Origin of the sequence: Acinetobacter lwoffii (genome assembly GCF_019048525.1) — a bacterium.
Taxonomy (GTDB): domain Bacteria; phylum Pseudomonadota; class Gammaproteobacteria; order Pseudomonadales; family Moraxellaceae; genus Acinetobacter; species Acinetobacter lwoffii_K.
This window is the reverse complement of sequence record NZ_CP077369.1, coordinates 723,312-748,796: the sequence shown is the minus strand read 5'-3', so window position 1 is coordinate 748,796 and position 25,485 is coordinate 723,312. Positions and strand designations below refer to the sequence as shown.

General features: G+C 40.5%; 20 protein-coding genes. 7 read left to right on the top strand and 13 right to left on the bottom strand.

Annotated elements, in window-relative coordinates; genetic code table 11:
- The first annotated feature begins 45 nt into the window (after positions 1–45).
- The 7 genes from I6L24_RS03485 (at position 46) to I6L24_RS03455 (ending at position 8,949) form a co-directional block, all read left to right on the top strand.
- Positions 46–1,215, top strand: a complete 1,170-nt coding sequence (locus tag I6L24_RS03485) for a DegT/DnrJ/EryC1/StrS family aminotransferase (protein ID WP_216986422.1) — start codon at positions 46–48, stop codon at positions 1,213–1,215.
- A 130-nt stretch (positions 1,216–1,345) separates the two neighbouring features.
- Positions 1,346–3,220, top strand: a complete 1,875-nt coding sequence (locus I6L24_RS03480) for a polysaccharide biosynthesis protein (protein WP_216986421.1) — start codon at positions 1,346–1,348, stop codon at positions 3,218–3,220.
- A gap of 12 nt (positions 3,221–3,232) precedes the next feature.
- On the top strand, positions 3,233–4,108 hold the full coding sequence (galU, locus tag I6L24_RS03475) for a UTP--glucose-1-phosphate uridylyltransferase GalU (protein WP_216986420.1): 876 nt from the start codon (positions 3,233–3,235) through the stop codon (positions 4,106–4,108).
- A gap of 24 nt (positions 4,109–4,132) precedes the next feature.
- The gene (locus I6L24_RS03470) at positions 4,133–5,389 is read left to right on the top strand and encodes a nucleotide sugar dehydrogenase (protein ID WP_216986419.1); all 1,257 of its coding nucleotides are present in this window, start codon (positions 4,133–4,135) and stop codon (positions 5,387–5,389) included.
- Positions 5,389–7,056 carry a glucose-6-phosphate isomerase gene (gene pgi / locus I6L24_RS03465; protein WP_216986418.1) on the top strand — a complete coding sequence of 556 codons (1,668 nt, stop codon included), beginning with the start codon at positions 5,389–5,391 and terminating at the stop codon, positions 7,054–7,056. Before I6L24_RS03470 ends, pgi begins: the two co-directional genes overlap by 1 nt.
- Positions 7,049–8,068, top strand: a complete 1,020-nt coding sequence (gene galE, locus I6L24_RS03460; protein ID WP_071850535.1) for a UDP-glucose 4-epimerase GalE — start codon at positions 7,049–7,051, stop codon at positions 8,066–8,068. The genes pgi and galE overlap by 8 nt, the downstream gene beginning before the upstream one ends.
- A 2-nt stretch (positions 8,069–8,070) precedes the next feature.
- Entirely contained in the window at positions 8,071–8,949 is an 879-nt protein-coding gene (locus I6L24_RS03455) for a beta-1,6-N-acetylglucosaminyltransferase (protein ID WP_071850534.1), read from the top strand.
- A gap of 83 nt (positions 8,950–9,032) precedes the next feature.
- Here I6L24_RS03455 and I6L24_RS03450 read toward each other — a convergent pair whose 3' ends face one another.
- The 13 genes from I6L24_RS03450 to nusB form a co-directional block, all read right to left on the bottom strand.
- On the bottom strand, positions 9,033–10,409 hold the full coding sequence (locus tag I6L24_RS03450) for a phosphohexomutase domain-containing protein (RefSeq protein ID WP_071850533.1): 1,377 nt from the start codon (positions 10,407–10,409) through the stop codon (positions 9,033–9,035).
- Between the two features lie 308 nt (positions 10,410–10,717).
- Positions 10,718–12,349 carry a Tn7-like element transposition protein TnsE gene (locus tag I6L24_RS03445; protein WP_228733339.1) on the bottom strand — a complete coding sequence of 544 codons (1,632 nt, stop codon included), beginning with the start codon at positions 12,347–12,349 and terminating at the stop codon, positions 10,718–10,720.
- Positions 12,337–13,875 (bottom strand): TnsD family Tn7-like transposition protein, encoded by a 1,539-nt coding sequence (locus tag I6L24_RS03440; RefSeq protein ID WP_071850532.1) that lies wholly within the window; start codon positions 13,873–13,875, stop codon positions 12,337–12,339. Before I6L24_RS03440 ends, I6L24_RS03445 begins: the two co-directional genes overlap by 13 nt.
- A 2-nt stretch (positions 13,876–13,877) precedes the next feature.
- The gene (locus tag I6L24_RS03435) at positions 13,878–15,560 is read right to left on the bottom strand and encodes an AAA family ATPase (RefSeq protein ID WP_071850531.1); all 1,683 of its coding nucleotides are present in this window, start codon (positions 15,558–15,560) and stop codon (positions 13,878–13,880) included.
- A gap of 16 nt (positions 15,561–15,576) precedes the next feature.
- Positions 15,577–17,685 (bottom strand): Mu transposase C-terminal domain-containing protein, encoded by a 2,109-nt coding sequence (locus I6L24_RS03430; protein ID WP_216986417.1) that lies wholly within the window; start codon positions 17,683–17,685, stop codon positions 15,577–15,579.
- Positions 17,669–18,481: a TnsA endonuclease C-terminal domain-containing protein gene (locus I6L24_RS03425; RefSeq protein WP_216986416.1), complete on the bottom strand. Its 813-nt coding sequence runs from the start codon at positions 18,479–18,481 to the stop codon at positions 17,669–17,671. The genes I6L24_RS03430 and I6L24_RS03425 overlap by 17 nt, the downstream gene beginning before the upstream one ends.
- A 450-nt stretch (positions 18,482–18,931) precedes the next feature.
- Positions 18,932–19,423, bottom strand: coding sequence for a GNAT family N-acetyltransferase (locus tag I6L24_RS03420; protein ID WP_071850529.1), 492 nt, complete (start codon positions 19,421–19,423; stop codon positions 18,932–18,934).
- Positions 19,413–19,679: a type II toxin-antitoxin system TacA family antitoxin gene (locus I6L24_RS03415; RefSeq protein WP_010325590.1), complete on the bottom strand. Its 267-nt coding sequence runs from the start codon at positions 19,677–19,679 to the stop codon at positions 19,413–19,415. The genes I6L24_RS03420 and I6L24_RS03415 overlap by 11 nt, the downstream gene beginning before the upstream one ends.
- Positions 19,680–20,365: 686 nt before the next feature.
- Entirely contained in the window at positions 20,366–22,204 is a 1,839-nt protein-coding gene (glmS, locus tag I6L24_RS03410) for a glutamine--fructose-6-phosphate transaminase (isomerizing) (protein ID WP_216986415.1), read from the bottom strand.
- Between the two features lie 11 nt (positions 22,205–22,215).
- Entirely contained in the window at positions 22,216–23,580 is a 1,365-nt protein-coding gene (gene glmU / locus I6L24_RS03405) for a bifunctional UDP-N-acetylglucosamine diphosphorylase/glucosamine-1-phosphate N-acetyltransferase GlmU (protein ID WP_216986414.1), read from the bottom strand.
- Between the two features lie 20 nt (positions 23,581–23,600).
- On the bottom strand, positions 23,601–24,122 hold the full coding sequence (locus I6L24_RS03400; protein ID WP_085064581.1) for a phosphatidylglycerophosphatase A family protein: 522 nt from the start codon (positions 24,120–24,122) through the stop codon (positions 23,601–23,603).
- Entirely contained in the window at positions 24,100–25,017 is a 918-nt protein-coding gene (gene thiL, locus I6L24_RS03395) for a thiamine-phosphate kinase (RefSeq protein ID WP_216986413.1), read from the bottom strand. The genes I6L24_RS03400 and thiL overlap by 23 nt, the downstream gene beginning before the upstream one ends.
- Positions 25,018–25,034: 17 nt before the next feature.
- Positions 25,035–25,484: a transcription antitermination factor NusB gene (gene nusB / locus I6L24_RS03390; RefSeq protein WP_005249568.1), complete on the bottom strand. Its 450-nt coding sequence runs from the start codon at positions 25,482–25,484 to the stop codon at positions 25,035–25,037.
- Position 25,485 lies beyond the last annotated feature (1 nt).

Genomic DNA, 25,485 nt, shown 5'->3' with positions numbered 1-25,485 from the left:
ATTCGAAATGTCATTAATATTAGGAAAAATTTTGAGGATTATTAGATGCTAAACACCCAATTTTCACCCTGGCCTAGCTTTACCCAAGAAGAAGCCGATGCCGTCTCGCAAGTCTTACTGTCCAATAAAGTCAACTACTGGACAGGACAAGAGTGCCGCGAGTTTGAAAAAGAATTTGCCCAATTTGCGCAAACCCAATATGCCGTAGCACTTACCAACGGTACTGTCGCTTTAGATGTTGCACTCAAAGCCTTGAACATTGGCACGGGTGATGACGTGATTGTTACCTCACGTACCTTTCTGGCCTCGGCCAGCTCCATTGTTACCGCAGGTGCCAACCCCATTTTTGCAGATGTAGAACTTGATTCACAAAACATTTCTGCCCGTACCATTGAAGCGGTACTGACTCCAAATACCAAAGCCATTATTTGTGTGCATTTGGCAGGGTGGATGTGTGATATGGATCCGATCATGCAACTGGCAAAAGAAAAGGGGCTGTATGTGATTGAAGACTGTGCACAGGCACATGGTGCGATGTACAAAGGCAAATCTGCCGGTTCAATCGGTCATATTGGTGCCTGGTCCTTCTGTCAGGACAAGATTATGACGACAGGTGGTGAAGGTGGTATGGTCACCACCAATGATGAAAATTTATGGAAAAAAATGTGGTCTTATAAAGACCATGGCAAGAACTTTGACAGCATCTATAACAAGCAGCATCCACCGGGTTTCCGTTGGCTACATGACTCCTTTGGTACCAACTGGCGCATGATGGAAATGCAGGCAGTGATTGGGCGTATTCAGCTCAAAATGATGCCGGAATGGACGGAAAAACGTACTAAAAATGCTGAAAGAATTTTGAGTTGTTTTGAGAATAGTCCATATTTTACTGTACATCGCCCATCCGATGATTATGTACATGCTGCTTATAAATGTTATGTGCAGGTCAATATCGATGCTTTGCCTGAAGGATGGTCACGTGACCGAATTATGGCAGAGATTAATGCTTTGGGCGTGCCTTGTTTCAGCGGATCTTGCTCAGAGGTCTATTTGGAGCATGCGTTTGATCACACAAAATGGCGTCCAGTAGAACGTTTGAAAAATGCTCAGCAATTGGGTGAAACTAGTTTAATGTTTTTGGTGCATCCGACATTAACAGAAAATAATATTCAAACAACCGAATATGGCATTCAACAAGTGATTGCTCGTATATAATCTATCAATGATTCAGTCACGTAGAATGTACCGATGGGTGCATTTGATAAATTTATCCAGGTTTCAATTTAGTCATTCTAATATTTAAATTGAGTTGAAACTTATAAGTCATATTGAGAAGACACATCACGTGAAATCTATCATCTTGCCATTAGTTGAATCTCCACGATCAGCAAAATTAGTATTTTTGGTCGTCTTGGATTTCTTTATTTTCCCGGTTCTGATCTGGCTTTGTTATGTCATTCGACAGTTTGATCTCGGTGCAGAAGTTGTACCCAATATTCCCTTTGGGTCAGTTTGGGTCAGTGCTATTACAGTCTTTGCGCTGTTTATTTGTGGTGTATACCGTTTTATTGTTCGTACCTTTAATGAATTTTTTATTGCCAAATTAGGTCTGGCAACCATATTAAGCGTGATTGGTTTGTACTTGTTGGCTTATAGTACACATGCCTTTATTCCGACATCAATCCCTTTAATGTTTGGTTTTATGATGTTCGCTTGGGTTTGGTTTAGCCGGGGTATTATTCGTTTTGTCGTTCAATCTTATTTGAAGTCAGGTGTACCGAAAAAACGTATCGCGATTTATGGAGCAGGTCATGCTGGTCAGCAAGTAGCAGCTACTTTAAACCGTTCTAATGAACATCTACCGATTATATTTATTGATGATGATCCTTCTTTAAGTGGCCAAAATATTGGTGGTATCCAAGTTTTTTTACCACATATTGCTTTGAAATGTTTTACAAAACTGAAAATTGATGAAATTTTAATTGCACTGCCGTCAGTAGGGCGAATACGTAAAAGTGAAATTATCAAGTTTTTAGAGCCGGCTCATTTAAAAATTACCGAGATTCCGGGGCTGACTAAACTGGTCAATGGTGAAATTCGAATTTCTGATATTCAGGAAGTGGATATTATTGATTTACTGGGGCGTGATCCTGTACCGCCAGTTCCAGCACTTTTGACTAAAAATATTAAAAATAAAGTAGTCATGGTCACAGGTGCGGGTGGCTCGATTGGTTCAGAACTATGTCGCCAAATTATTAAAAATCAGCCTGTCAAAATTATCATTTATGAACTGACAGAATTTGCTTTATATCGTATCGATAAAGAATTACGTCTTACAGCAAACTGTGAAATTATTCCAATTTTAGGTTCAGTTCTTGACGAACGTAAGTTAGAACGGGTGATTGAACAATATGGCGTACAAACCGTTTATCATGCTGCTGCGTATAAGCATGTGCCGCTGGTGGAGTGTAATCCGCTGGCAGGGTTGAAAAACAATGCCGTTGGAACTGCCTTTAGTGTGAATGCGGCGGTAAAAAAAGGGGTAGAAACCTTTGTGCTAATTTCAACCGATAAAGCAGTACGTCCAACCAACGTGATGGGGGCGACCAAACGTATGGCAGAGTTGTACTGTCAGGCTATGGCAGAGGTTCAGGATCAGACTCAAATCAGTATTGTGCGCTTTGGTAATGTCCTCGGTTCTTCGGGCTCGGTCGTGCCGCTGTTTAAACAGCAAATTGCCAAAGGTGGTCCGATTACCGTGACTGATCCAGAAGTAACCCGTTTCTTTATGACCATTCCGGAGGCCTCGCAACTGGTGATTCAGGCGGGGGCTTTGGGCACGGGTGGAGATGTATTCTTGCTGGATATGGGTGAGCCGGTACGCATTCAGGATCTGGCACGACAAATGATTTCTCTCAGCGGACTCAAAGTCAGAGATGATAAAAACCCGAATGGCGATATTGAAATTCAATATACTGGGCTACGTCCAGGCGAAAAACTCTATGAAGAATTGCTGATTGACGAAGAAAATACAGAAATTACTTCACACACGCGTATTCTACGATCTGTCGAAAAACATTATCCATTGGCAGAAATTCTGGCAGTATTTAACCGCATACATGAACTTACCGCGACTCAAACCGACATTGAATGGGCGCTGGCACAATTAGAACATTATGTGGATGGTTATGTACGCGGTAACGAAATTAAAGTGAACTAGGTTTTTATAGATATGATTAAGAAAGCAATTCTCCCTGTGGCTGGTTTAGGTACGCGTTTCTTACCTGCCAGTAAATCCATTCCTAAAGAAATGGTGACAGTCGTGGATCGCCCTGCGATTGAATATGTGGTGCGTGAAGCGGTTGCTGCCGGAATTGAGCAGATTATTCTGGTGACCCATTCTTCCAAGGCTTCGATTGAAAATTATTTTGATCGTAATTTTGAGCTAGAAACCACCCTTGAGCAAAAAAACAAAACGGACCTGCTTAAAGAAATTACTGAGATTCTGCCTGCGGGTGTGAGTGTGATTAGTGTACGTCAGCCGCAGCCTTTGGGTCTGGGACATGCAGTACTGTGTGCCAAAGCCGTGATTGGCGATGATGATTTTGCGGTATTACTACCAGATGTACTGGTCAAGGATCACGGTCCGGAAAATGACCTGTCACGTATGATCCAGCGTTATGCACAATCTAAAGCCTCACAAATCATGGTGGAAGCGGTGCCTGAACATCTGGTGGACCAGTATGGCATTGTTGATGTTGCAGCATCGCCTGCGGAAGGGAACAGTATTGAGATGCAAGGCATCGTCGAGAAACCGGCAGTTGGCACAGCGCCATCGAATCTGTCTGTGGTTGGACGTTATGTCCTGCCGGCAAAAATCATGCAGCTGTTGGAACAGACACCAAGCGGGGCGGGCAATGAAATCCAGCTCACCGATGCCATTGCCATGCTGCAGCAAACCGAAGCTGTAGAAGCCTATCGCATGAAAGGTCAGACCTTTGACTGTGGTAGCAAGTTAGGTTATCTAAAAGCTGTTTTACATTATGGCGTCGATCATCCTAAACTCGGTAGCGAGTTTAAAGCATTGATTCAGGAACTGACTTTGTAAGAAAAAATAATAAAAAGGAATATCATGAAAGTCGCAGTATTAGGGAAAACCTTATTTTCCGGAGTCATTTCAGCTCTTTTATCTGAATGTGGTCACCAGGTGGTCTGGTGTAATAGCTTCAATGCAGATGAGTCGGCTCGGCCCTATTTCCAAGATGAATCCCTTCAGCTATTACTGCAAAAACAGGAGAAATCTGGCTTTTTAAACTGTTGCGATTTTCAGCATCTGGATTTTAATCAGGATGTGTTTTTCTTTAGTTTTAATGCGACTGAAGAGCAACAAGCGTTTCAGATGGTGGATACCATCCGGCATGCCTGTTTTGCCCATCCCAAACTGATGATTAATGCCTCGACCTTTGGCTTGCATGGTACGCAACGCTTTCAGCAGTTGCTGCCGAATGATGACTGGATCTATCTGCCAGATATTATTCAGGAAGGGAATGCACTGCGTAGCTTTACTCAGGCCACCCAGCTGATTGTGGGTTGTGATCATGTAGATATACAGCCTAAAATCAAAGAACTCTTACGTCCCCTTTTTCCACGCGCGCAACAGTATCTATTTATGCCGGTTCTGGATGCCGAATTTACCAAGCTGAGTATTTCCGGCATGCTGGCCACCCGGATCAGTTATATGAATGATCTGGCCAGTGTGGCAGAAAAGCTTGGTATTGATATTGAACAGGTGCGGCAAGGCATGGCTGCGGATAACCGGATTGGTTCTGCCTATCTGTTCCCCGGCGTTGGTTTTGGTGGAGAGAATTTCTCCCATGATATCCGGACGCTTACTCATGCCGTGGCAGATTCAGGAGTGAAAAACCAGCTGCTGGAACAGGTCTGGGACATTAACGAACAGCAAAAAGAATTATTGTTCCGTAAACTCTGGAACTATTTCCGTGGAGACTTAAGGGGTAAAGTCATTGCGATCTGGGGTGCAGCCTTTAAGGAAAATACCCCGAGTATCCAGCAGTCTCCGGTACATGCCATGCTGACCGCTTTGTGGGCGCAAGGCGTGACGGTCAAGCTGCATGATCCTCAGGCAATCGCAAATATTGAAAAGGTCTATGGGTCACGGGAAGACCTGATCCTGTGTAAAGACCAGTATCAGGCTGTGGAAGGGGCGCATGCCTTGTGTCTGATTACGGCATGGAAACAGTACGGCAGTCCGGATTATCCGTATTTAATCAAGCTAATGCAGCATCCCCTGATTCTGGATGGGCGTAATCTGTATGATCCGACGTATGTCAAGACACGTGGTTTTAATTATATTGGGGTGGGACGTTAATGTTGAGCCATTTTAATCCAAATCTCGACACTGAAACTGTGTGTCAGAAATTAGCCTCAAACAAAGAACAACTTCAATCTGAGCATCTGCGGGAACTGTTTGCTGCTGACCCGGAGCGCTTTAATCGATATTCCATTCAGTTTGAACAACTGCTATTTGACTATAGCAAACACAGAATCAATCAAAATGTGCTACAAGGCCTGATCGAATGGGCCGATGCACAAAACCTCAGATCCTGGATTGGCTCCCTATTTTCCAATCAGGAAATCAACTATACCGAGCAGCGTGCTGCCATGCACTGGGCACTGCGCCTGCCCAAACAGGATCAACAGCATGCTGATCTGGCAGCTGATGTACATGCCCAGCTGGAACGAATGTATGCGCTGGTGGAACAGATTCATGCCGGACAGCGTCGCGGTGCCACCGGGGAAGTCATTCAGGATGTGGTCAATATCGGGGTAGGGGGATCAGATCTGGGTCCCTTGATGGTCACGCATGCTTTATCTGATTTTAAATACCAGTCTGCTCAGCCACTGAACGTACATTTTGTTTCAACCATGGATGGCAGTCAGCTGTCCGAGCTGTTGCATCAGTTGCGTCCGGAAACGACACTGTTTATTATTTCCTCCAAATCCTTCGGCACCATTGATACCCTGACCAATGCCCAGACGGTACGCCTGTGGCTGGAAAAGGCATTAGGTCAGCATCCTTATATCCTCAAGCATCATTTTATTGGGGTATCGACCAAGCCGGAAAAAATGACCGCATGGGGCATTGCGCCGGAAAACCAGTTGCTGCTCTGGGACTGGGTCGGCGGGCGTTATTCACTCTGGTCCTGTATCGGACTGCCAATTGCCTTGAGTATCGGAATTGAAGGCTTTAAGCAGCTGCTGGCTGGCGCCTATGCCGTGGACCAGCATTTTCAGTACCAGCCTTTTGAACGCAATATTCCCGTATTGATGGGATTGTTGGGAGCCTGGAATACCAATTTTCTGGATATTCAGACCCATGCAATTCTGCCTTATGATGGTCGGTTGAAATACTTTGCATCTTACTTGCAACAGCTGGAAATGGAATCCAACGGTAAGTCAATCCAGCGCAATGGCGAAAAAGTCCAGCTAGATACCTGCCCGATCATCTGGGGGGAAGTAGGTCCGAATGCCCAGCATGCCTTCTATCAGTTATTGCATCAGGGCACTCAGTCAGTCAGCTGTGATTTTATTGCGCCGGTAGAGCGTTATAACAGCCAGCAATATACTTATGCAGACAGTGCCGAAGCATTGGTCGAACAACATCATTTGGCCTTATCTAACTGTCTGGCGCAATCGCGTTTACTGGCTTTTGGCAATGAAGCGCTGGATCAAACCGAATTGGCGAGCTTGCCACCCTATAAGCAATATGAGGGTAATCAGCCGAGCAGTACCCTGTTATTACAGGAGCTCAATCCATACAGCTTGGGCATGCTAATTGCTTTATATGAACATAAGGTATTTGTCCAGTCTGTGCTGTGGAATATCAACCCGTTCGACCAGTGGGGCGTGGAAAAAGGCAAGGAAATTGCCAACCAGTTACTACCCATACTGAATGGTGAACAGACTGATCTGAATGGTCTGGATGGTTCAACCCAAGGTTTAATTAAAGTTCTGTTAGGAAAGCAAAATGGCTAAAATTTTGGTCACAGGCGGGGCAGGCTATATTGGTTCACATACCTGTGTAGAATTGCTGAATGCCGGACATGAGGTTGTTGTACTGGATAATCTGTGTAATAGCTCCTCCGAGTCCTTAAGCCGGGTAGAAAAATTGACCCAAAAAAGCCTGACCTTTATCGAAGGAGATATCCGGGATAGCCAGTTACTCGATCAGATCTTTCAGCAAAATTCGATTGATGCGGTGATTCATTTTGCCGGACTAAAAGCTGTTGGTGAAAGTCAGCAAATTCCTTTGGCCTATTTTGACAACAATATTGCCGGTTCAATCAGTCTGGTTCAGGCGATGCAGCGCGCACAAGTATTTAAACTGGTTTTCAGCTCTTCAGCTACTGTCTATGGTGAAGATAATCCTTCACCTTTAAATGAAGAGATGCCTACCGGAATGCCAACCAACAACTATGGTTATACTAAACTAATAGTTGAGCAACTGCTCGAAAAGTTATCTATAGCTGATGAACGCTGGTCGATTGCATTATTGCGTTATTTTAATCCGGTTGGTGCGCATAAAAGTGGTCAGATTGGAGAAGATCCACAAGGTATCCCAAATAATTTAATGCCTTATGTAACGCAGGTGGCTGTAGGTCGTCGTGAAAAACTGTCTATTTTTGGTCATGATTACGATACGGTCGATGGTACTGGAGTGCGGGACTATATTCATGTGGTGGATCTGGCCAGTGCACATCTGTGTGCTTTGAATAATCGTCTGGTTTCTCAAGGTTGTCGTGCCTGGAATATTGGTACCGGTAATGGGATTTCAGTGCTACAAGTCAAAAATACCTTCGAGCAGGTGAATGGTATTGCTGTTCCATTTGAGTTGATACCACGGCGTGAAGGCGATGTGGCGACCTGTTTTGCAGACAATGCGCGTGCAGTAAAAGAGTTGGGCTGGACACCCGAATATGGCTTGGAGGATATGCTCGCCGATAGCTGGAAATGGCAGAAGCAGAATCCTAAAGGATATGGATCATAAAGATGAATTTTATTTATGGGGTCATTTGTCATCAACTTACCCATTCACTGGTTTTTCTGGTGAATGAGCTGCTGAAAAGTCCCCATAGTATTATTCTCATTCATGTCGACCAGAAAGCTGATCTTGCCCCGTTTAGTGCTCAATTTGGGCAGCATGAACAGGTATATTTTTTAGCAGACCGGACAGATGTACGATGGGGCAGCTATAGCCAAATTGAAGTCATGTTAAAACTCCTGCAGGAAGCGCAAAAATATGATTACGGCTATTTTTTCTTCCTGTCTGGAGATGACATTCCTTTATGTTCCAATACAGCAAGAGAATTATTTCTAGAAAAAGAATGTCAAAAACAGACCGAGTTTGTGGGTCATGATGATTTAGCAGATGATGTGGAACAACGGGTGAATGTCCTGTATTTACCGATTATGTATCAAAAAGCTAAATCACCATTATTTCAGTTCCTGAACAGATGGGCATTATGGTATTGCCGGCACTTCCGTAAACAGGATATTTCTCATTTACCTAAACTATATAAAGGTTCAAACTGGATTACCCTTACCGATCAGGCGGTGACATTTATTCTGGATTATCTGGAAGCAAATCCGGATTATGCAAAAACCTTTAAATCTTCACTCTGTGCAGATGAAATCTTTTTCCATACCATTATTTATAATTCCCATTTTCAGCAACGCATCTATCATGCCCAGCATAGGATAGAGGATTGTGAAACAGGGCTAAGATATATTGACTGGGATTCCGGGCCGGATTATCCCAGAACTTTAGATGAATCTGATTTTGATAAAATGAAGCAATCAGGCATGCTGTTTGCGCGGAAAATGAATGCAAATATTGCAGTCGAGATACTCGAAAAACATTTTCCATAAGAATTTCAGGCCGGAACAGTACCCTAAAAACTGGAGTCTTTTCTCTGGTTTAAAGGGCACTGGTTTCAGGTTTTTTTGAGTATTTAAGCTTCGCCCTGGATCAGTTTTGTCAGCTCATCGACATAGTCCTGCATTGGTCGTGGATTCTGGTCACGACGGCTTTCAATATTCAAACGCAGTAAAGGTTCAGTATTGGAGGCACGGACATTAAAACGCCATGCACCAAAATCCAAACTGACTCCATCCGTCTGGTCGATAGCAGGGTTTTGATCGGTATAATGATCAAAGAGCTTTTGAATCGTAATTTGAGTATCTGAAACTTTAAAGTTGATTTCACCTGAGCATGGAAATTTGGCAATCATTTCTTCGACTAGAGAGGATAATGATTTTCCTGTTTCAGAAAGTACTGCTATTGCCAGTAACCACGGAATCATCCCGCTATCACAATAGGCAAAGTCACGGAAATAGTGATGGGCACTCATTTCCCCGCCATAAGCTGCATTATGTTCACGCATCACATCTTTGATAAAGGCATGGCCTGATTTTGATTGGACGGTAATTCCCTGATACTGCTCCACCACATCCAGCGTATTCCAGACCAGACGCGGGTCATGGACAATTTTTTCACCAGACTGCTTCAGCAGGAATGCCTGCGCCAGAAGGCCAACAATATAATAACCTTCAATGAACTGACCTTTTTCATCGAACAGGAAGCAGCGGTCAAAGTCGCCATCCCAGGCAATCCCCATATCGGCACCATGCTGAATGACCGCATCACGGGTGCTATCCCGGTTTTCAACCAGAATTGGATTCGGAATGCCATTCGGGAAGTTACCATCGGCTTCATTGTGAATTTTGACAAATTCAACTGGAATCTGTAGCTGTTGAAACTTCTGTTCAATCGCATCCACTACATGACCTGCGGCACCATTGCCAGCATTCATCACCAGTTTCATCGGGCGGATTTTTGCCGGATCGATATAGGTCATCAGGTGATCGATAAATTCTGGCAGGATATTATATTGTTCAGTATGACCTTTTTGGACAACCTCAACGAATTCCCCTGATTCTGCCAAGGTCTGAATCTCTTTAAGACCGGTATCGGCACTGATCGGGCGGGCATTTTCACGTACCAGTTTCATGCCATTATAATCCATCGGATTATGACTGGCCGTCACTTCAATTCCACCTTGGACATCTAGGTGGAAAGCCGCGAAATAAACTTCTTCAGTCCCGGTCATGCCAAGGTCCAGTACGTTGACCCCAGCATCATTTAAACCGCGAATGGTCGCTTGTTTTAGGTCTTCACTGCTAAGGCGGATGTCGCAGCCAATCACCACGGTTTTCGGTTGGTAGATCTGTCCGTAAGCACGACCAATTTTATAGGCAATCTCTTCATTCAGCTCGGTGCCGAGTTTGCCGCGAATATCATAGGCTTTGAAACAGGTCAGTTGTGTCATGTGATTTCTCAAAATTCGCAAAAAAGAGTTGAAGTTATAAGGGATTGAAACAGTATAGAGATAAATGGGTAAAATGAAAAAAAACCTCTATAAAAAATTACAGAGGTTATATCATTGATTATACAGTTGAATAGAAGTGTGATTCAGAGTGTCATTTAAAAATTGTGCAATGTAATTCCCACTGAGGCTAAACCATAACGTTTGTCTAAACGTGAAGCGGTAACACCATTATAGAGGAAGGGAATATCACCAACAAAATTGCGCTGGAACACCTGACCTTCGACAAACCCGGTACGGTTCTGTAATCCTTACACTTTTTCATTCTTTTCTAATTTCTGAAGTAATCCCTTTATTATTTTATCGAATCGTTCAACCCATAGTTCGAACTCATGACTTGATTCATTAAGTTCATTTAGATTTTTAGGATGATGTAAGGTTTTTGCCAAACCATAGTCTGCAAAATATTTTAAGGTCGGCCATCTGAGTGAACGCTGCATAATTTTTTTCATCATTGTTTCAATTGATGTCTCATCAAATTCTTTCATATCCTTTAAGCAGAGAACTAGGGTTGAAAGTTTTTTCACATTATCTGTGACATCAATTTCAAAGATTATGAAATTGTGATCGAATAGCTTATCCAACCTATAAATCATTAGAGAGCGCTTATTTCCATCCAAAGTCATGTGGAGTTTAGATCGCTGCAATCTAGGAAGTTTATAGATTTTTGAGGTTGTCGCCTTAATATTATTTTGCTCAATAAACCTTTCTATCATGAATCTGAAGGCTTCAAAACGATCCATAAGCAAATCTAAATTATTACTCTCATCTTCTAAACCCTCAAATTCACCACGACCAATTGTTCCAACCCTAGTCGCTTCATCGGTCCCTACAGCATCATAGTCTTGAATTTCCTCTTCCTGCGAAGGCAAGGATGTGTTCTTGGCTCTTTTTTTATTATAAATTTTACGGGTGAGAACTGGATCGGAAAAGCTGAGCAATACAGGAGAGCTAGGCAAAGTAAGGATTTTGCGATCACTATTAGCTTCTTGACTATCATCAATTTCTGGAGATTCGGGCTCTTGTAGGTTTGAGTAAGTGCCAGATTTTCCTGTAGACGACGTGCTTTTATTTTGAGTAAATCGCGGACTAGAAAAATCAATCTTCTTTGGTAAGTTCGATTCTAACCCTTTAATCTCTACAATTTCATTGATATAAATTTGATCCAATTTTTTAGAATAATAGGCTTTAACGGTTATTTCTACATTTGCTAAAGACGGGGGATCAAAATTGAAATACCACCATTCTTTATTTTTGCCTTGTATTTTTTCATTAAAACAATAAGCAGCAATACTTTCATAGCTTCTTCTGATTTCAGGATTGGTTAAAATCCAAGCGAGTAAATTTCGCATGCCAGGATGATTATATTGAGATAAGGGGAAACTACTCGGGGATAGTTCTGTAATCAGCACATGGTTTTCTGAAACTCTTTGAACATCAAATTCCAGACTTAAAAAATTTTGTGAAAGTGCATTTCTCGCAAAATAAGCATTATGAAAAAATAACGCTCTAGCAAGTTCCAATTGTGGCAAATGTACAATTGTATTTTTAAATTTTTGATCCAGGTCAGTTAATTTCTGTGTGAGTTGAAATTGTTTTGTCGCAATATTATTGCTGACCTGCCATTCAGTGAGATCGCTAATTTTAAATTTTAGTGTTAAATAATTTTCATCTTTCAATTGAACTGAGGAGTTTAAGCATCTCCGTTGTGCCACCAAGTGCATGCTTGAGAATCGAGTATGTTTAAAAATTCTTTGTTTTTCATGCTCTAATCCGAGATTAATATTCCAATCTCTCTCTTGTTTATTCTTAAAAATTGCCCCAATATATGAAATTCTAGCGTTTAACGGAAAACCCCTAATAACCAAAATTAATTCTCCCAATGAATAAGTTTAATAACGTTCGTTAAAAAATTATTTGCTTCAGTTGTTATTCTTTCTTCACTTAAACCCGATTTTCGTAAAATGATCCAGCGTTGAAGTTGTTCATTTGCTGAATATGATTGCAGTAATACTCGGGTTAGTCGCCTAATCTGAAAGCAGCTAATGTCCTCATTATATTGATCTAAAAACTGTTTAGTTAATGGCAAATTATCTAAATTTTTTTCAATAGTAGCTGGATTCCTAAGTTGCTTGATCCACCAGTTTCTCGATTTTCTAGGTAAATCCAAGTTTTCTATAAATTGTTGTTTAATCTTGATTAATAGTTTAACGGTTTCAAGATCACGTGTACCCCAATCAATTTTATTTCCTGTAGGTATGTGAGGTTGCTGATAATGACTGTTTGTTTCAAGTAGCCATTCTTGATCATTGCGATAGAGCCATGCATATAGAGCACTATTTTGTTTTCTTGATGCATTGATGCTGTCTTGATTGATTGCCTCAAGCCATTTTTTTCGTTTTTCTAATATAATTGTATTTTGAGATTCTGTTATATCCGAGGATTGTAATTTTATAGATTGTGGTTTAATGACTGGTTGTAAAGAATTAACAGTTACTAAGATCTCATTAAATGACCACTCTCTACCGGCATTCATAGCTTCAATTACAATTAAATGTTGAAGATAGCTAAAACATTTACGATGTTTTCGGAAAATACTACGTAGCCAACTATTTTCAGAACTGAAATTGTCCAAATGATATTGTTTTAAAAACTGTTTAGACCAGCGGGTCGAAATTTTTTCATAAATGGATTCATATAAAATATGAGAGTTTCCTCGGACACAATTATTTTGATGGGCAAGTTTCTTATAAAAAAGACTCCATTGCTCAAAACTTGCAGACTGTTTTGGACAAAGCTGTAAAAGCTCATCTACTTTTTTACAGATGAACAGATCATCTAATTTGGCTGCTGACTGAGTGACAATCGGGCAGTTTTTAACATCAGCTGCAATAAATTCATGTTTGTGTGGTGACCTAAACTCTATATTCGTTTGTATAAGTTCACCATGTTTTTGACAGCAGGTAACACCTTGGACTTGCCAAAGTCTGGACCAATAGTATTCTTTATATTGTTTAAGCTGTTCATTTATACATCCCGGGCAATATTGCAAATATGTGGGAGTTGCTATGTACGATGCATTAATTCCTAGGGCTAAGTGTACTGAACCATTTGATTTATTCAGCATCCATAGCATGCATTCTTGTCTTCGCTCTTCTGGAACAAATGGGGCATAAAGAGGAAAAAGAGTATGCTGATAAATTAGTTTTTCTGCATCAAATTGTGTTTCAGGTAACAGCTTTAAAATTTTTGATAAATTTGCGGGCAAATCTATTGTCGCTACAACTTCACGATCTTGGAAAATCTCATCTAAAAGTTGTTTTGGGCTATTAATTGCTAATCGTATTCCAGCTCTAGCAACTGAACTATAGATTAACTCATTAGCATAAGGAACCGGAAAATTTAGCATATTTATCCTGCCTCTTTTATTAAAGTTTCCATATTGATGACATAATCAGTCTGGTTTTTTAGATGTTCATAAAAGCTTTGTTTATTTTCTTTCTGACTGAACTGAAAACGTAAATCATCATTATCAAGAGAGTGCCATAATTTGGATTGAATTCTCTGTTTTCTTATCTTTTGTGTATCTTGTGGTTTATTTGCACTAGAAGGTGAAGAGAACTCCTCATTTTGCTCATGCAGCCAGCTTAGGATAATCGGCATTACTGATTTCATGTCAAATTTAGGATTCTCTCGGAATACTTTTTTAACTAGAGGTGCTAATAAATTTGATTCGTATCCTAGCTCAATCAGTAGGCGATGCAAATGAATAGATTCTTGATGTCCATCATAGATATCAATATCTTCCATGAACTCTTTTTTTTGCTCTAGTTTTGCTTGTAAGAGGAGTAGCTTTTTATCAACTTCGGGAATAATCAGATCGGAAAATTGTGAAATTTGTTCGGCATCACCTGAGCGTAGCGCTTTAATCATTGGGTGAATTGGGATTAAATCTTGTTCATATGTCTGTTTCAGTAATTTTACCGTGATACGCTCCAGCCCTGATTCAATTGCTCTCATTTGGGCTAATACAAATAATTTAACCACAATATCTGGAATGCCTTGGCTGAGATCATACCAGCAGTTCCTGATTTCTTCACTTATCATAAGATCTGCTTTTTTGAGCCACTGATACTTCCAAAGTGCTTCAGTAAATCCGACCCATTCTGATTTAATTATTTTTTTTGTCTGTGGGTGAATAAAGTTTTCTTCATTTTTAATCTGTTCCCACAGAATTGAGCCTAATCCCACCCCTCGTCTAGCAGATCTCAAATCATCTTCAAAAATAAATCGAGCTTTTGGTGTGCCAACCATCACGACTGGCAAGCCAACCACATTAACCAAAGTGACAAAGAAATTCAGCATTTTATCTGCACCTCCAGACTTGTTCACACTTAGATGCTGAATTTCATCAATAATAAGCAATCCAATTGCATGTAAATTGGCAATCTGGCGCATTAAGTTGAGTAATGTTTCAATACCATGTCTTTTTAATGCATATTTTCTTTCATAATCAGACCCTAGTGCTTGATCGATTGCTCTGAAAAAATGTAGGCACAAACTTTTTAAAGAGCCATCATGTGGGCAATCAATTTTTAAATAAACAATTTGCGTAAAATTATATTTTTCATGAAAAATGACCTGAGGATAAGTAGCGAGAATTCGATTTAATGTAGTAGTTTTGCCACTTCCTGAACAGCCAATAAAACACATACTTCGTGCAGTGGACTTAGCTGCTTCAAAGCGAATGGCATTTACATCACCAGTCATCATTCGCTCATAACCATTCTGTAGATGTGAATTAAGAGAGCCATTTGCAAGATTACGCCCTACGTAACCTTCACGAAGCATAATGGAGAGTTTTTGTTCCAATTGAATATGCCGTGCAATCGGTTGAAAAAAATTATTCATCAATTGAGCAATTAGGTGACCTCTAACTACACCTGATTCATGTTTTTCTGATGGGTTAATGGTAATTGTACTTTTTAGTGCATTTTTCACCTCTGAAAATTCACGTACAGGTGGTAATGCTTCTATAAGAGGATTTCCTTGATACTGCCCAAAACTTGGATGATAAACTGCATTAACTTTCATTTTTATTTACCTCGTTTTAATCATCATCTTCATCAAATAATGATTCGTAATAGGTTGGAAGAAGTAAGGTGGATTCTTCGTCTTCTGCTTTTTTAATTCCTGAGATTGGAATAATATTGTCTCTAACCTTCGCATTTTGTGAGCTTTGGATTTGGGTAGATTTCTTTAAATCCTCTCTTTCTTCAGTTCTTGCCTGATTACGGTTATTCCGTATCGATGAAAGACGTTGAGCATTACTTTTTTGAGTAGAAGATCTTGAAGAAATCGCTTTTTCAATGATATCTTCATTGCGTTGTTCTAAATCAGCACGTGCAAGATTTGCATTTATTTTGTAGCGAGATCGTGTTATTTTTTGCTCAAGTTGAACTTGCCATACCTCCCAAAAACTACAACCTCTAAATTCTCTAGAACGATTTGAAAGTTGTGCTTCCCAATAATCTGAATGATCTTCAGAATGAAATATATAAACTTTTTCAGCGTTAGCTGGATCGTAAGCAACTTTAAATTTAGGCCTTTGTCTTGAAGCACTTTTCCTGTGTAGCAAGCCGCGTTCAATGAGTTCTTTACAATTATAAAAGACTCCGAAAACCTTTAATCCTAGCTCAGAGAGGGTGCCATCTGTGTGGGGAAGTAGTGCAATATAAATCGCTTTTTCTGATGCTGAGCGTAACTTACCTGTTCGATTCTGTATGCCCCAATTCCATAAATGAATAGGAATGCAGGGTAAATCTGTTGGCATATCAATGTCGCGATCATAAGAAGAAAGTTCATGTGTGTTGTTGTAAATGAGAACAGAATTTAAAATGATCTGGGTAAATTCCTTAACAGTGAGTGTTGCATCTAGTCGGTAGTCTTTACCACCACGTTTCTTTTCTTTGATTGCTTGGACTACACCAGGTGCATAAGGTTTAAATTCAGCCTGGATAGTGCGGAAATAGCGCTCTACAATTGACTTTAAATCACCACGATAGGCAGGTGTGTTTTCTATTCGGATGGCAAAGTTTTTTTCGAGATTCTCAATTTGATGTCCAAGTAATTCGGCTCTATCTGCCAAGATTGCCTCAGGTAATCCAATACATGGCCAATCATTAAAAGTAATCTCATGATCAAATTTTTTACAATAATCGACCTTATCAGACATCGCCATACGAAGAACTAGCATACTCGTAACATAAGATGGATTTTCTAATCCCACGTACATGCCAGTAACCATACGGCTAAATTCATCCATCATAAAGTAAATGGTTGGACGTCCAATAATGCAGCCTCTATCTGAGTCAGAAACAAGATAGATGTCAGCTATCGTAGCATCTACTTGGTAACGAGATCCTGGTCCGAGAACATGTGTATTAACTGTTGAATATAAAACTCTTTTGTCTTTTAAATATTCAATTTTACTAGTTCGTGATTTTATTTTTAGAATAGGACTATATTCACGATCATAAAAGTATTTTAATTGCCAGATTGATGGGACTTCAGTTTCAATAATGTCGGGATATAGGCTTTGATATATACTAAGAAACTTACGATATGTGTAGGGTAGAGTATGCTTGTTTTCATTGAGCATGTACTGATTGATGACTCTCCTAAATAGTCTTTCAATATCTTCATCAATAAGAGCACCTGTCCCTTCAGAAATAATACGAGGGCGACCTAATTTTTTATTATTTACAGCCTTTTTAACACCTTTTCCTCCAGAATTGTAATACTGAGGGATTAAGGCATTGGGGGTCATTCCTCTTTGCCAATACTGGCGAAGTAAGCGATATATAGTCTGTTTAGTGGTAATCTTTTGATTTACAATTTCATTAATCAAAGATGCACGTATGTTTGAATCATAAAATTTTTCATGTTCAATTATAGGTTTTATAATAGCTAAATTCTTGTCACGTTTGATTTGATAGACAGAGTTTTCTTCTAATACCATCAAAGACATGTCTTCAAAAGGATCTGTAGTAATTTTTATGTTGCCCGATTCAATTGCCTCGATGAGTGTAGATCTTGTATACAATTCAGGTAAAGCTTTTTGATTTTCAAGTTCTATCCAAATTATATGATCTGTATATACTTTGAGGATGCGATACTTTTTCTCATCAAGCTCATAAACATCATTGATTCGAAGCATTGCAGATGACCTTCCATGAATCTTGTTCACTGAGTTTTATATTGCCACATGTGATTTTTCTATAACTAATGTTGATATCAAATACGAAGTACCTCTGAGCAATGAGCTCGCGGATTTCTAATAGTGATTCTCCTGGTTCTAATGAATATTGAACATCAATATATTTTGATAGTTCAATTAGACTCAGATGAGAATTTCTTATAAATTGCTGATAATAGAAGTTGATTTTATCTGGAGTGTGATTTTTACTTTCTGAGTAATTTGCAGGATATAACCATTTAATATTATCAACGACCGTCAGAGGGATATCTTTTTCTGTAACAAGATACCAAGGGATATTTTCTTTTTGCCAATAGCGTCTTTCTAACTCGAGACTTTCAAGAATATTTAAATTTTCTAATTCAGTATGAGAAATAGCTCTGATGACATAAACAGGGGGAGCATTAGTAGCTTCACTGACAATAAAAAATGTAGAAACTAGTGTTTGTGCAATACCATTTTTCATTGGATGATAAAGGGAAAAAGTACGCGCCAAATCCTCAGTTTCTTTTAAATTCAGTGGCATTTGTTCTCGAATATCTTTGATAAAAATATTTCTATCTAAAATCAAAAAAACAGCGAGTTCTAAATCTGAAAACAAGTGATGAGTTCGACCGGTTTTATAGCCATATACTCGACTTGAGCGGTTGTTTAGGGATTTATTATCCTTAACTGTCAAGAAGGGTTTGTATTTACTTAGAAAGCCTTGACCACGTCCTTCTTTTATCCATTTTAGTTGTTGCTCTTTGGTTAACATATTTTTTTAACCTGCTTTAGTATATTTTTGAGCATATCATTAGGTTGTTTATTATTCAATATGGTATGTATCTTTATTACTTTTTTCCAGAAATTTATATTTTGTTTTATATTTTTTATTTCAAATTATTGATATTTATAATTTAATTATATTTATTCTGGTTAATTTTAAAATGTTTCATCTTATTGTGAAAAATTTAAAAAAATAAAGTTTCATTCTTTACTTTTGAAAGTATGATTTTAAATTCCAGTGAAAACTCTAGAATAAAATGAGCTACTATTGAATTGTTTGGTAGCCAAAATATTAATTTTCCTAGGGTTTTTTATCAATCAGCTTGAGAAAAACTGACTTTTCCTCATTAGTCTTCATAAATTGCAAATTGCTGAATAAGTCCGTCACCTATTCTTGTTCGTAATCTACTACTAGTCACTCCTGTTGCTAGTAGGCCATTTAATTAAAATTAGGTATTTCACTCACTGGATATATTAATGTTAATGGATTTGATGTTAATGAAATAAAGCCAAAACGCTGATAAAATTCCATCGCTTTTTGATCCTTGGCATGTATTACAATAAAATTTACACCAATAATTTGAGCAACTTTTGAAACTTGTTTAAGCGCATGTGCTAAAAGCACTTTTCCTATTCCTCGCCCTTGGGCAGTTTGATCAACGGCAAAGCGACCTATAACTACACAAGGGAGTGGATAACGAGGTAATCGTTGAGTGAGAACCGCATCAACCCCATCAAATCCAATAGAGGTACTTGATAGGCAATAAAATCCTCGCACCTGCTGTGTATCATCATCAATAGCAACATAGGTTTTACTTGTTCCTGATTTCTGATGCTGAGATGCGTATTGTTTGATGAACTTGTTTAAATCATCTTGCCCACAATTAAATGATTTTTTCTGATGATGGGCTTGTAAAACCTCAATTTTCATCCAATAAACTCATTAATTTTTTCATCTCATCATTTGCAGGGCGTGGATTTTCAAGCAAATTCATTAACATATCACGATCAGCATTATTTACTTTTAACTCGTGATTAGATTTAAGTAATTCTTTTGCTCGTTCAAATGAGGACTGGATCATAAAGGAACTCACACTAAGACCCAATAAATTCGCAGCTTGCTCAATTACATTCTTTGCATCTACAGTTGAACGAACATTTATTCGTTCTGTTGCTAAGTTAGTCATATTTTTCCACCAATTTGTACATCAGTATGATGTACAAATTATAGCAGATTAAGGTGGTGGTTTAAGATTCAAATTTGCATATTTTGTTTTGAAATATTTGAATAGAAAATCAGTGGTTTAATATGAACCAAAATGAGGGGGGTGAATAAGAATAGGTAGTAGGTTTGCATAAGAATACGCAAGGTATTCACACGCTATGACAAACCGGCTCAAAACTTCGCTGTCATCAATCTACCTTGCCTAAATCATGATCTGGCTTAATTGATGGCATGCCTTTTTGCTTCGGTTGACTGTTCTTTGAGCAAGTAGCGTATGATGTGTTCCCATTTGATACAAACTTAATTATAAAAATACAAACATTAAATTCAAATTTTTTATTATCTTATTTTATTATTATATGAGAGTAATAAAGTTTCATCCTTTGTTGTGCATAAGTATTTGTTTTTATTGGTTCCAAAATTATATTGTATTTATTAAAGTATCATACTATAGGCAGGGCTAGTCTAAATTTAATTCTATCAAAATAAAAAAAAGTTTCATACCAAAATTACAAAATACTGAAAATAATGAATATATTTTCTTTATTTTGAAAATTCGTATGAAACTTTATTACTAAGTATGATTATTTATTACCTAGTATTTAACTTTATTACTCAAAAACAACACCAGCCTTGATTCAATTTTAATTATTCTACGGTGACCGATTTTGCCAGGTTACGTGGCTGATCTACATCCGTACCACGTAATACAGCCACATGATAAGACAATAACTGCACCGGGATGCTATACACAATCGGTGCCAGCACTGCATTGACTGCCGGAATATGTACCACATGCTGGCGTTCTTTGGCTTTAATGCCGCTGTTTTCATCAGCAAACACAAATAGCTCGCCACCACGCGCCTGAACTTCTTCCATATTGGATTTGAGCTTATCCAGCATGTCATCCTGTGGTGCCAGAATCACTACCGGCATGTCATTGTCAACCAGTGCCAATGGCCCGTGTTTTAGTTCGCCTGCAGCATAACCTTCCGCATGAATATAGGAGATTTCTTTCAGCTTGAGTGCACCTTCCAGAGCGATCGGGAAATGCGTACCACGACCCAGGAACAGGCAATGCTGCTTTTCAACAAACAGTTCAGAAAGGCGTAGAAGCTCATCATCATGACGTAATGTGTCCAGCATCACTTTAGGCATGTGCCAAAGATCTGTGGTGATCTCCGTCATTTGTTCTGTAGAAATAGTATTTTTCACAGAACCGATTTTCAGGACCAAGAGCATCAATGCAGCAAGCTGGGTGGTAAAGGCTTTAGTTGATGCTACCCCAATTTCAGGGCCTGCCAGTGTCAACAGACTATGCTGAGTTTCGCGTACCATTGATGAGGTGGCCACGTTGCAGATGGTCATCGTGGTGATGTCCAGTCCTTTGGCGGCCGCACGTTTTTGCGTATCACGTAAGGCAGCTAAAGTGTCGGCAGTTTCACCAGACTGGGAAATACACACATACAGCGTGTTATTCACAATCACCGGAGTGCGATAACGGAACTCGCTGGCAATCTCGACCTGGCAAGGTAGATCAATCAGTTGTTCAAACCAGTATTTGGCAATCATGCCGGCATGATAGCTGGTGCCACAGGCAATAATCTGGATTTGCTGGATTGTGGAGAAGTCCTGTTCTGCATTAGTCAGGAAGTCTTCGCGCAGCTCATTGCTATTTAAGGCTTGGGAAATGGTCTGTTTGATCGCTTCAGGCTGCTCATAAATTTCTTTGAGCATGTAGTGCTTGTATTCACCTTTAGAGGCATTGCTGACCGCAGCATCCAGTTCCTTGACCGGACGATCGACCAGTTGACCATCGACAAAGACTTCAATGGTGGTGCGGGTCAAACGGGCAATATCACCTTCTTCAAGATAAATAAAACGGTTGGTAATTGGAAGTAATGCCAACTGATCGGAACTAATAAAGTTCTCACCAATACCGACACCAATCACCAGTGGTGAACCTTCACGCACAGTAATCAATTCATCCGGGTGATCCGTATGTACGATGCCCAGTGCATAGGCACCTTTCAGTTGTGGAACCACTTGGCGTACGGCTTCTAACAGGCTCGGGGTAGATTTCAGCGCATCATTGATCAGGTGTGCTACCACTTCAGTATCGGTCTGTGAGGTAAACACATAGCCTAAAGCTTCAAGATCATCTTTCAGTTCCTGATAGTTTTCGATAATCCCGTTATGGACCACTGCTACATTTTCAGAAATATGCGGATGGGCATTTTCTTCAGTCGGTTTGCCATGGGTGGCCCAGCGTGTATGCGCAATGCCGAGTGAACCGCTAATCTGGGATTCATTCACAGCCTGTTCAAGGTTTGCAACCTTACCGACACGGCGTTCACGTAGGACTTGGCTGTTGTTAATGAGTGCCAAACCTGCTGAATCATAACCACGGTATTCCAGGCGTTTTAAGCCTTCAATCAAAATATTGGTAATGCTACGTTCTGCAATGCCACCAACGATACCACACATATTTGTTCCCCTTATTTCTTGATTTTTTGCGGACGTGGATAGTTTTCTTTGGCAAATTGCTTAGAGCGCTCTACTGCCAAACTGTTGTCTTCCACATCACGGGTAATCGTTGAGCCTGCACCCACTGTGGCACCGTTGCCAATTCTCACAGGTGCAACCAATGAACTGTTCGAGCCAATGAAGGCCTGATCACCAATAATCGTTTTAAATTTGTTCGCACCATCATAGTTACAGGTAATGGTTCCTGCACCGATATTAGAACCGGCACCGATTTCAGCATCACCCAGATAGGTAAAATGGTTGGCTTTAGAGCCTAGACCAATCGTAGTATTTTTGACTTCAACAAAGTTGCCGATATGTACTTCATTGGCCAGTTGTGCACCTGGACGCAGTCGTGCAAAAGGTCCAATTTGGGTATCTTCCCCAACGACGGCGCTATCAAAAATGCTATATGGTTGAACCTTGGTGCCAGCTGCAATCTTGGTATTCTTGATAATACAGCCGGCGCCAATTTCAACGTTGTCGCCCAGCTCGCAATCACCTTCCATAATCACATTGATATCAATACGGACATCCTGACCGACAGTTAAATTGCCACGTAGGTCAAAGCGGCTTGGATCAATCAAATGTACGCCTTGCTGCATCAGCTGTTTTGCTTGATAAGCCTGGAACTGACGCTCTAAAGCAGCCAACTGCACACGGTCATTTACCCCTTCAACTTCAAAAGCCTGCTCAGGTTCTACCGATGCAACTTGCATACCATCTGCCAAAGCCATCGCGACAATATCAGTCAGGTAATATTCACCCTGCGCATTGTCATTGCTTAAATTTGGCAGCCATTCATGTAATTTAGCATTGCTGACGGCATAAATACCGGTATTGATTTCCTTGATCTGACGCTGCTCTTCAGAGGCATCTTTATGTTCAACAATCGCTTGAATCTGATCATTTTCACGCACGATACGTCCATAGCCATTGGCATCAGGCAGAGTTAATGTCACTAGGCCGATACTAGTTGTTGCTGTCGCATCGAGTAATTTTTGCAAGGTCACAGGATTAATGCACGGCACATCGCCGGAAAGAATCAGCGAGACGCCGTCTTGTGGCAGGACAGGCAAGGTCATTTGTACGGCATGACCGGTACCCAGCTGTTCAGCCTGTTCGACCCATTTAATATCCTCTTGTGCAAATGCTGTCTGAACCCGATCACCGCCGTGACCATAAATCGTAATAATATTATCTGCGTTTAATTTTTTTGCCGTTTCAATGACATGACCCAGTAAAGGACGTCCTGCAAGGGGTTGTAATACTTTCGGTAAGCTAGAGCGCATGCGCGTTCCTTTACCTGCAGCAAGAATAATAACAGTCGTTGACATGTTCTAATCCTAAATATGGCTTATGCCACGATGAAGTAAAAATAAAGCAAAATACAAAGAGCAGCCCAAAGGCCGGCAATAATGTCATCCAGCATGATGCCGAAGCCACCGTCGACCTGTCGGTCAATCACACGGATCGGCCAAGGTTTCCAGATATCAAATAATCTGAATAGCGCAAAACCGATGAGCAACCATAACCAGTTCATCTGGCCTAAATAGATCAGGGGCAAAAATGTGATGGATTGTCCGGCAAATTCATCCCAGACAATGCGTCCATCATCATGAACCCCCATGACTCTAGCAGTATGCCCGCAGATATATATGCCAACCAGGGACATGATGGCAATGGCAAAAACACTGTTTAGAAAACCAAGATGCAGCCAAATGGGAATAAATAAAAGTGCAAAGGCCGACCCAAAGGTACCGGGTGCTTTAGGTGCCAGACCGGAACCAAAACCAACCCCACTAAAGACAATCAGTCGGTCGATCCATGACATGGCTTTAAAATTAATCGCAGGTTTATGCAAAATGTTGATACCCATTAAATTGAAGTGAATGATCTACGCCATCTTTTTCAAAAGTTAAGCCGTGTTGCTGCTGAATTGTGCCGATTATACTAATCGAAACATCAAGTTGTTTTTGCAATAATTTTTCGTAATTTTGCGGGCTTATTGTAAAGCATAATTCGTAATCATCGCCACCAGCGAGGGCATATTGCCATTTTTGTTCATCACTTAAGGCATGCAGGGCAGGACTGATCGGCAGGTTTTCAAGTTGCAGCTTGGCACCGACTTGAGAGGCTTTGAGAATATGTCCAAGATCTTGGGCCAAACCATCCGAGACGTCAATCATGCTATGCGCCAGACCTTTTAGGGCAGCACCGAGCTGACAACGTGGCGTTGGATAGTCCAGACGTTTTTGCAGTGGATGACCAAGATGCTGTAGTGCAAAAGCTGCATCACCGACAGTTCCACTGACACAGATCAGATCACCCGGTTTTGCACCTGAGCGTGGAATGGCTTGACCAATATCCACCCAGCCCAATGCTGTAACAGACAGGGTTAAATGAGGACTTTGAGTGGTATCACCACCGATTAAACTTACGCCAAATTGATCGCAGCAATCGTACAGACCCTGACTAAAAGCTTTTAGCCAGTCATGATCAATTTGGGGTAGGCTCAATGCGAGTAAAATACTGTACGGGGTTGCGCCCATCGCGGCAATATCAGATAAATTAACCGCCACAGATTTCCAGCCAATCGCATGCGGATCGGTGTCTATTGGAAAATGGCGTCCAGCAACTAGAGTGTCGGCACAGATGACCAGTTGTTGCTGAGGAGGGGGGGTGAGCAAGGCTGAATCGTCACCGACGCCCAGATCGACAGAATGGGCATTCTTGCGATTGAAATAGGTGTCGATAATCGAAAATTCAGCCATACAACGAATCTACGCTATTAGTTAGACTGCTGTTTTTCTGCTGCACGCAAAGTTGTCGCTAAACGATCCAATACACCATTGATGTATTTATGGCTATCGGCACCGCCAAAATGTTTAGCCAGTTCGATTGCTTCATCTAGAACGACGCGATATGGAATCTCAAAATGTTCTTTGAGTTCATATGCACCAAGACGAAGGGTCGCAAGCTCAACACCGTCAAGTGCTGAAAGTTCGCGATCGAGTACCGGGATTAAGAGCGCATCCAATGCTTCATGATTGGCAACCACTTGAGTCAACAATTCATGATAATAGCTCAGATCCACTTTGTGCATGGCATTTTCCACACGCGTACGTGCTTCAATCTCATGCACCGGATTGTGGCTCATTTGCCATTCATAAATTCCTTGTACAGCAAAGCGACGTGCTTTACGTTTTGCTGCATAAGTTGCTTGAAGTGTTTGCGACATA

Bases quoted from the DNA above. Each gene is read 5' to 3' on its own strand.
- I6L24_RS03485 (WP_216986422.1), top strand. From the start codon at position 46: ATGCTAAACACCCAATTTTCACCCTGGCCTAGCTTTACCCAAGAAGAA.
- galU (WP_216986420.1), top strand. From the start codon at position 3,233: ATGATTAAGAAAGCAATTCTCCCTGTGGCTGGTTTAGGTACGCGTTTC.
- I6L24_RS03470 (WP_216986419.1), top strand. From the start codon at position 4,133: ATGAAAGTCGCAGTATTAGGGAAAACCTTATTTTCCGGAGTCATTTCA.
- pgi (WP_216986418.1), top strand. From the start codon at position 5,389: ATGTTGAGCCATTTTAATCCAAATCTCGACACTGAAACTGTGTGTCAG.
- galE (WP_071850535.1), top strand. From the start codon at position 7,049: ATGGCTAAAATTTTGGTCACAGGCGGGGCAGGCTATATTGGTTCACAT.
- I6L24_RS03455 (WP_071850534.1), top strand. From the start codon at position 8,071: ATGAATTTTATTTATGGGGTCATTTGTCATCAACTTACCCATTCACTG.
- I6L24_RS03450 (WP_071850533.1), bottom strand. From the start codon at position 10,409: ATGACACAACTGACCTGTTTCAAAGCCTATGATATTCGCGGCAAACTC.
- I6L24_RS03440 (WP_071850532.1), bottom strand. From the start codon at position 13,875: ATGCTAAATTTTCCGGTTCCTTATGCTAATGAGTTAATCTATAGTTCA.
- I6L24_RS03435 (WP_071850531.1), bottom strand. From the start codon at position 15,560: ATGAAAGTTAATGCAGTTTATCATCCAAGTTTTGGGCAGTATCAAGGA.
- I6L24_RS03430 (WP_216986417.1), bottom strand. From the start codon at position 17,685: ATGCTTCGAATCAATGATGTTTATGAGCTTGATGAGAAAAAGTATCGC.
- I6L24_RS03425 (WP_216986416.1), bottom strand. From the start codon at position 18,481: ATGTTAACCAAAGAGCAACAACTAAAATGGATAAAAGAAGGACGTGGT.
- I6L24_RS03420 (WP_071850529.1), bottom strand. From the start codon at position 19,423: ATGAAAATTGAGGTTTTACAAGCCCATCATCAGAAAAAATCATTTAAT.
- I6L24_RS03415 (WP_010325590.1), bottom strand. From the start codon at position 19,679: ATGACTAACTTAGCAACAGAACGAATAAATGTTCGTTCAACTGTAGAT.
- glmS (WP_216986415.1), bottom strand. From the start codon at position 22,204: ATGTGTGGTATCGTTGGTGGCATTGCAGAACGTAGCATTACCAATATT.
- glmU (WP_216986414.1), bottom strand. From the start codon at position 23,580: ATGTCAACGACTGTTATTATTCTTGCTGCAGGTAAAGGAACGCGCATG.
- I6L24_RS03400 (WP_085064581.1), bottom strand. From the start codon at position 24,122: ATGGGTATCAACATTTTGCATAAACCTGCGATTAATTTTAAAGCCATG.
- thiL (WP_216986413.1), bottom strand. From the start codon at position 25,017: ATGGCTGAATTTTCGATTATCGACACCTATTTCAATCGCAAGAATGCC.
- nusB (WP_005249568.1), bottom strand. From the start codon at position 25,484: ATGTCGCAAACACTTCAAGCAACTTATGCAGCAAAACGTAAAGCACGT.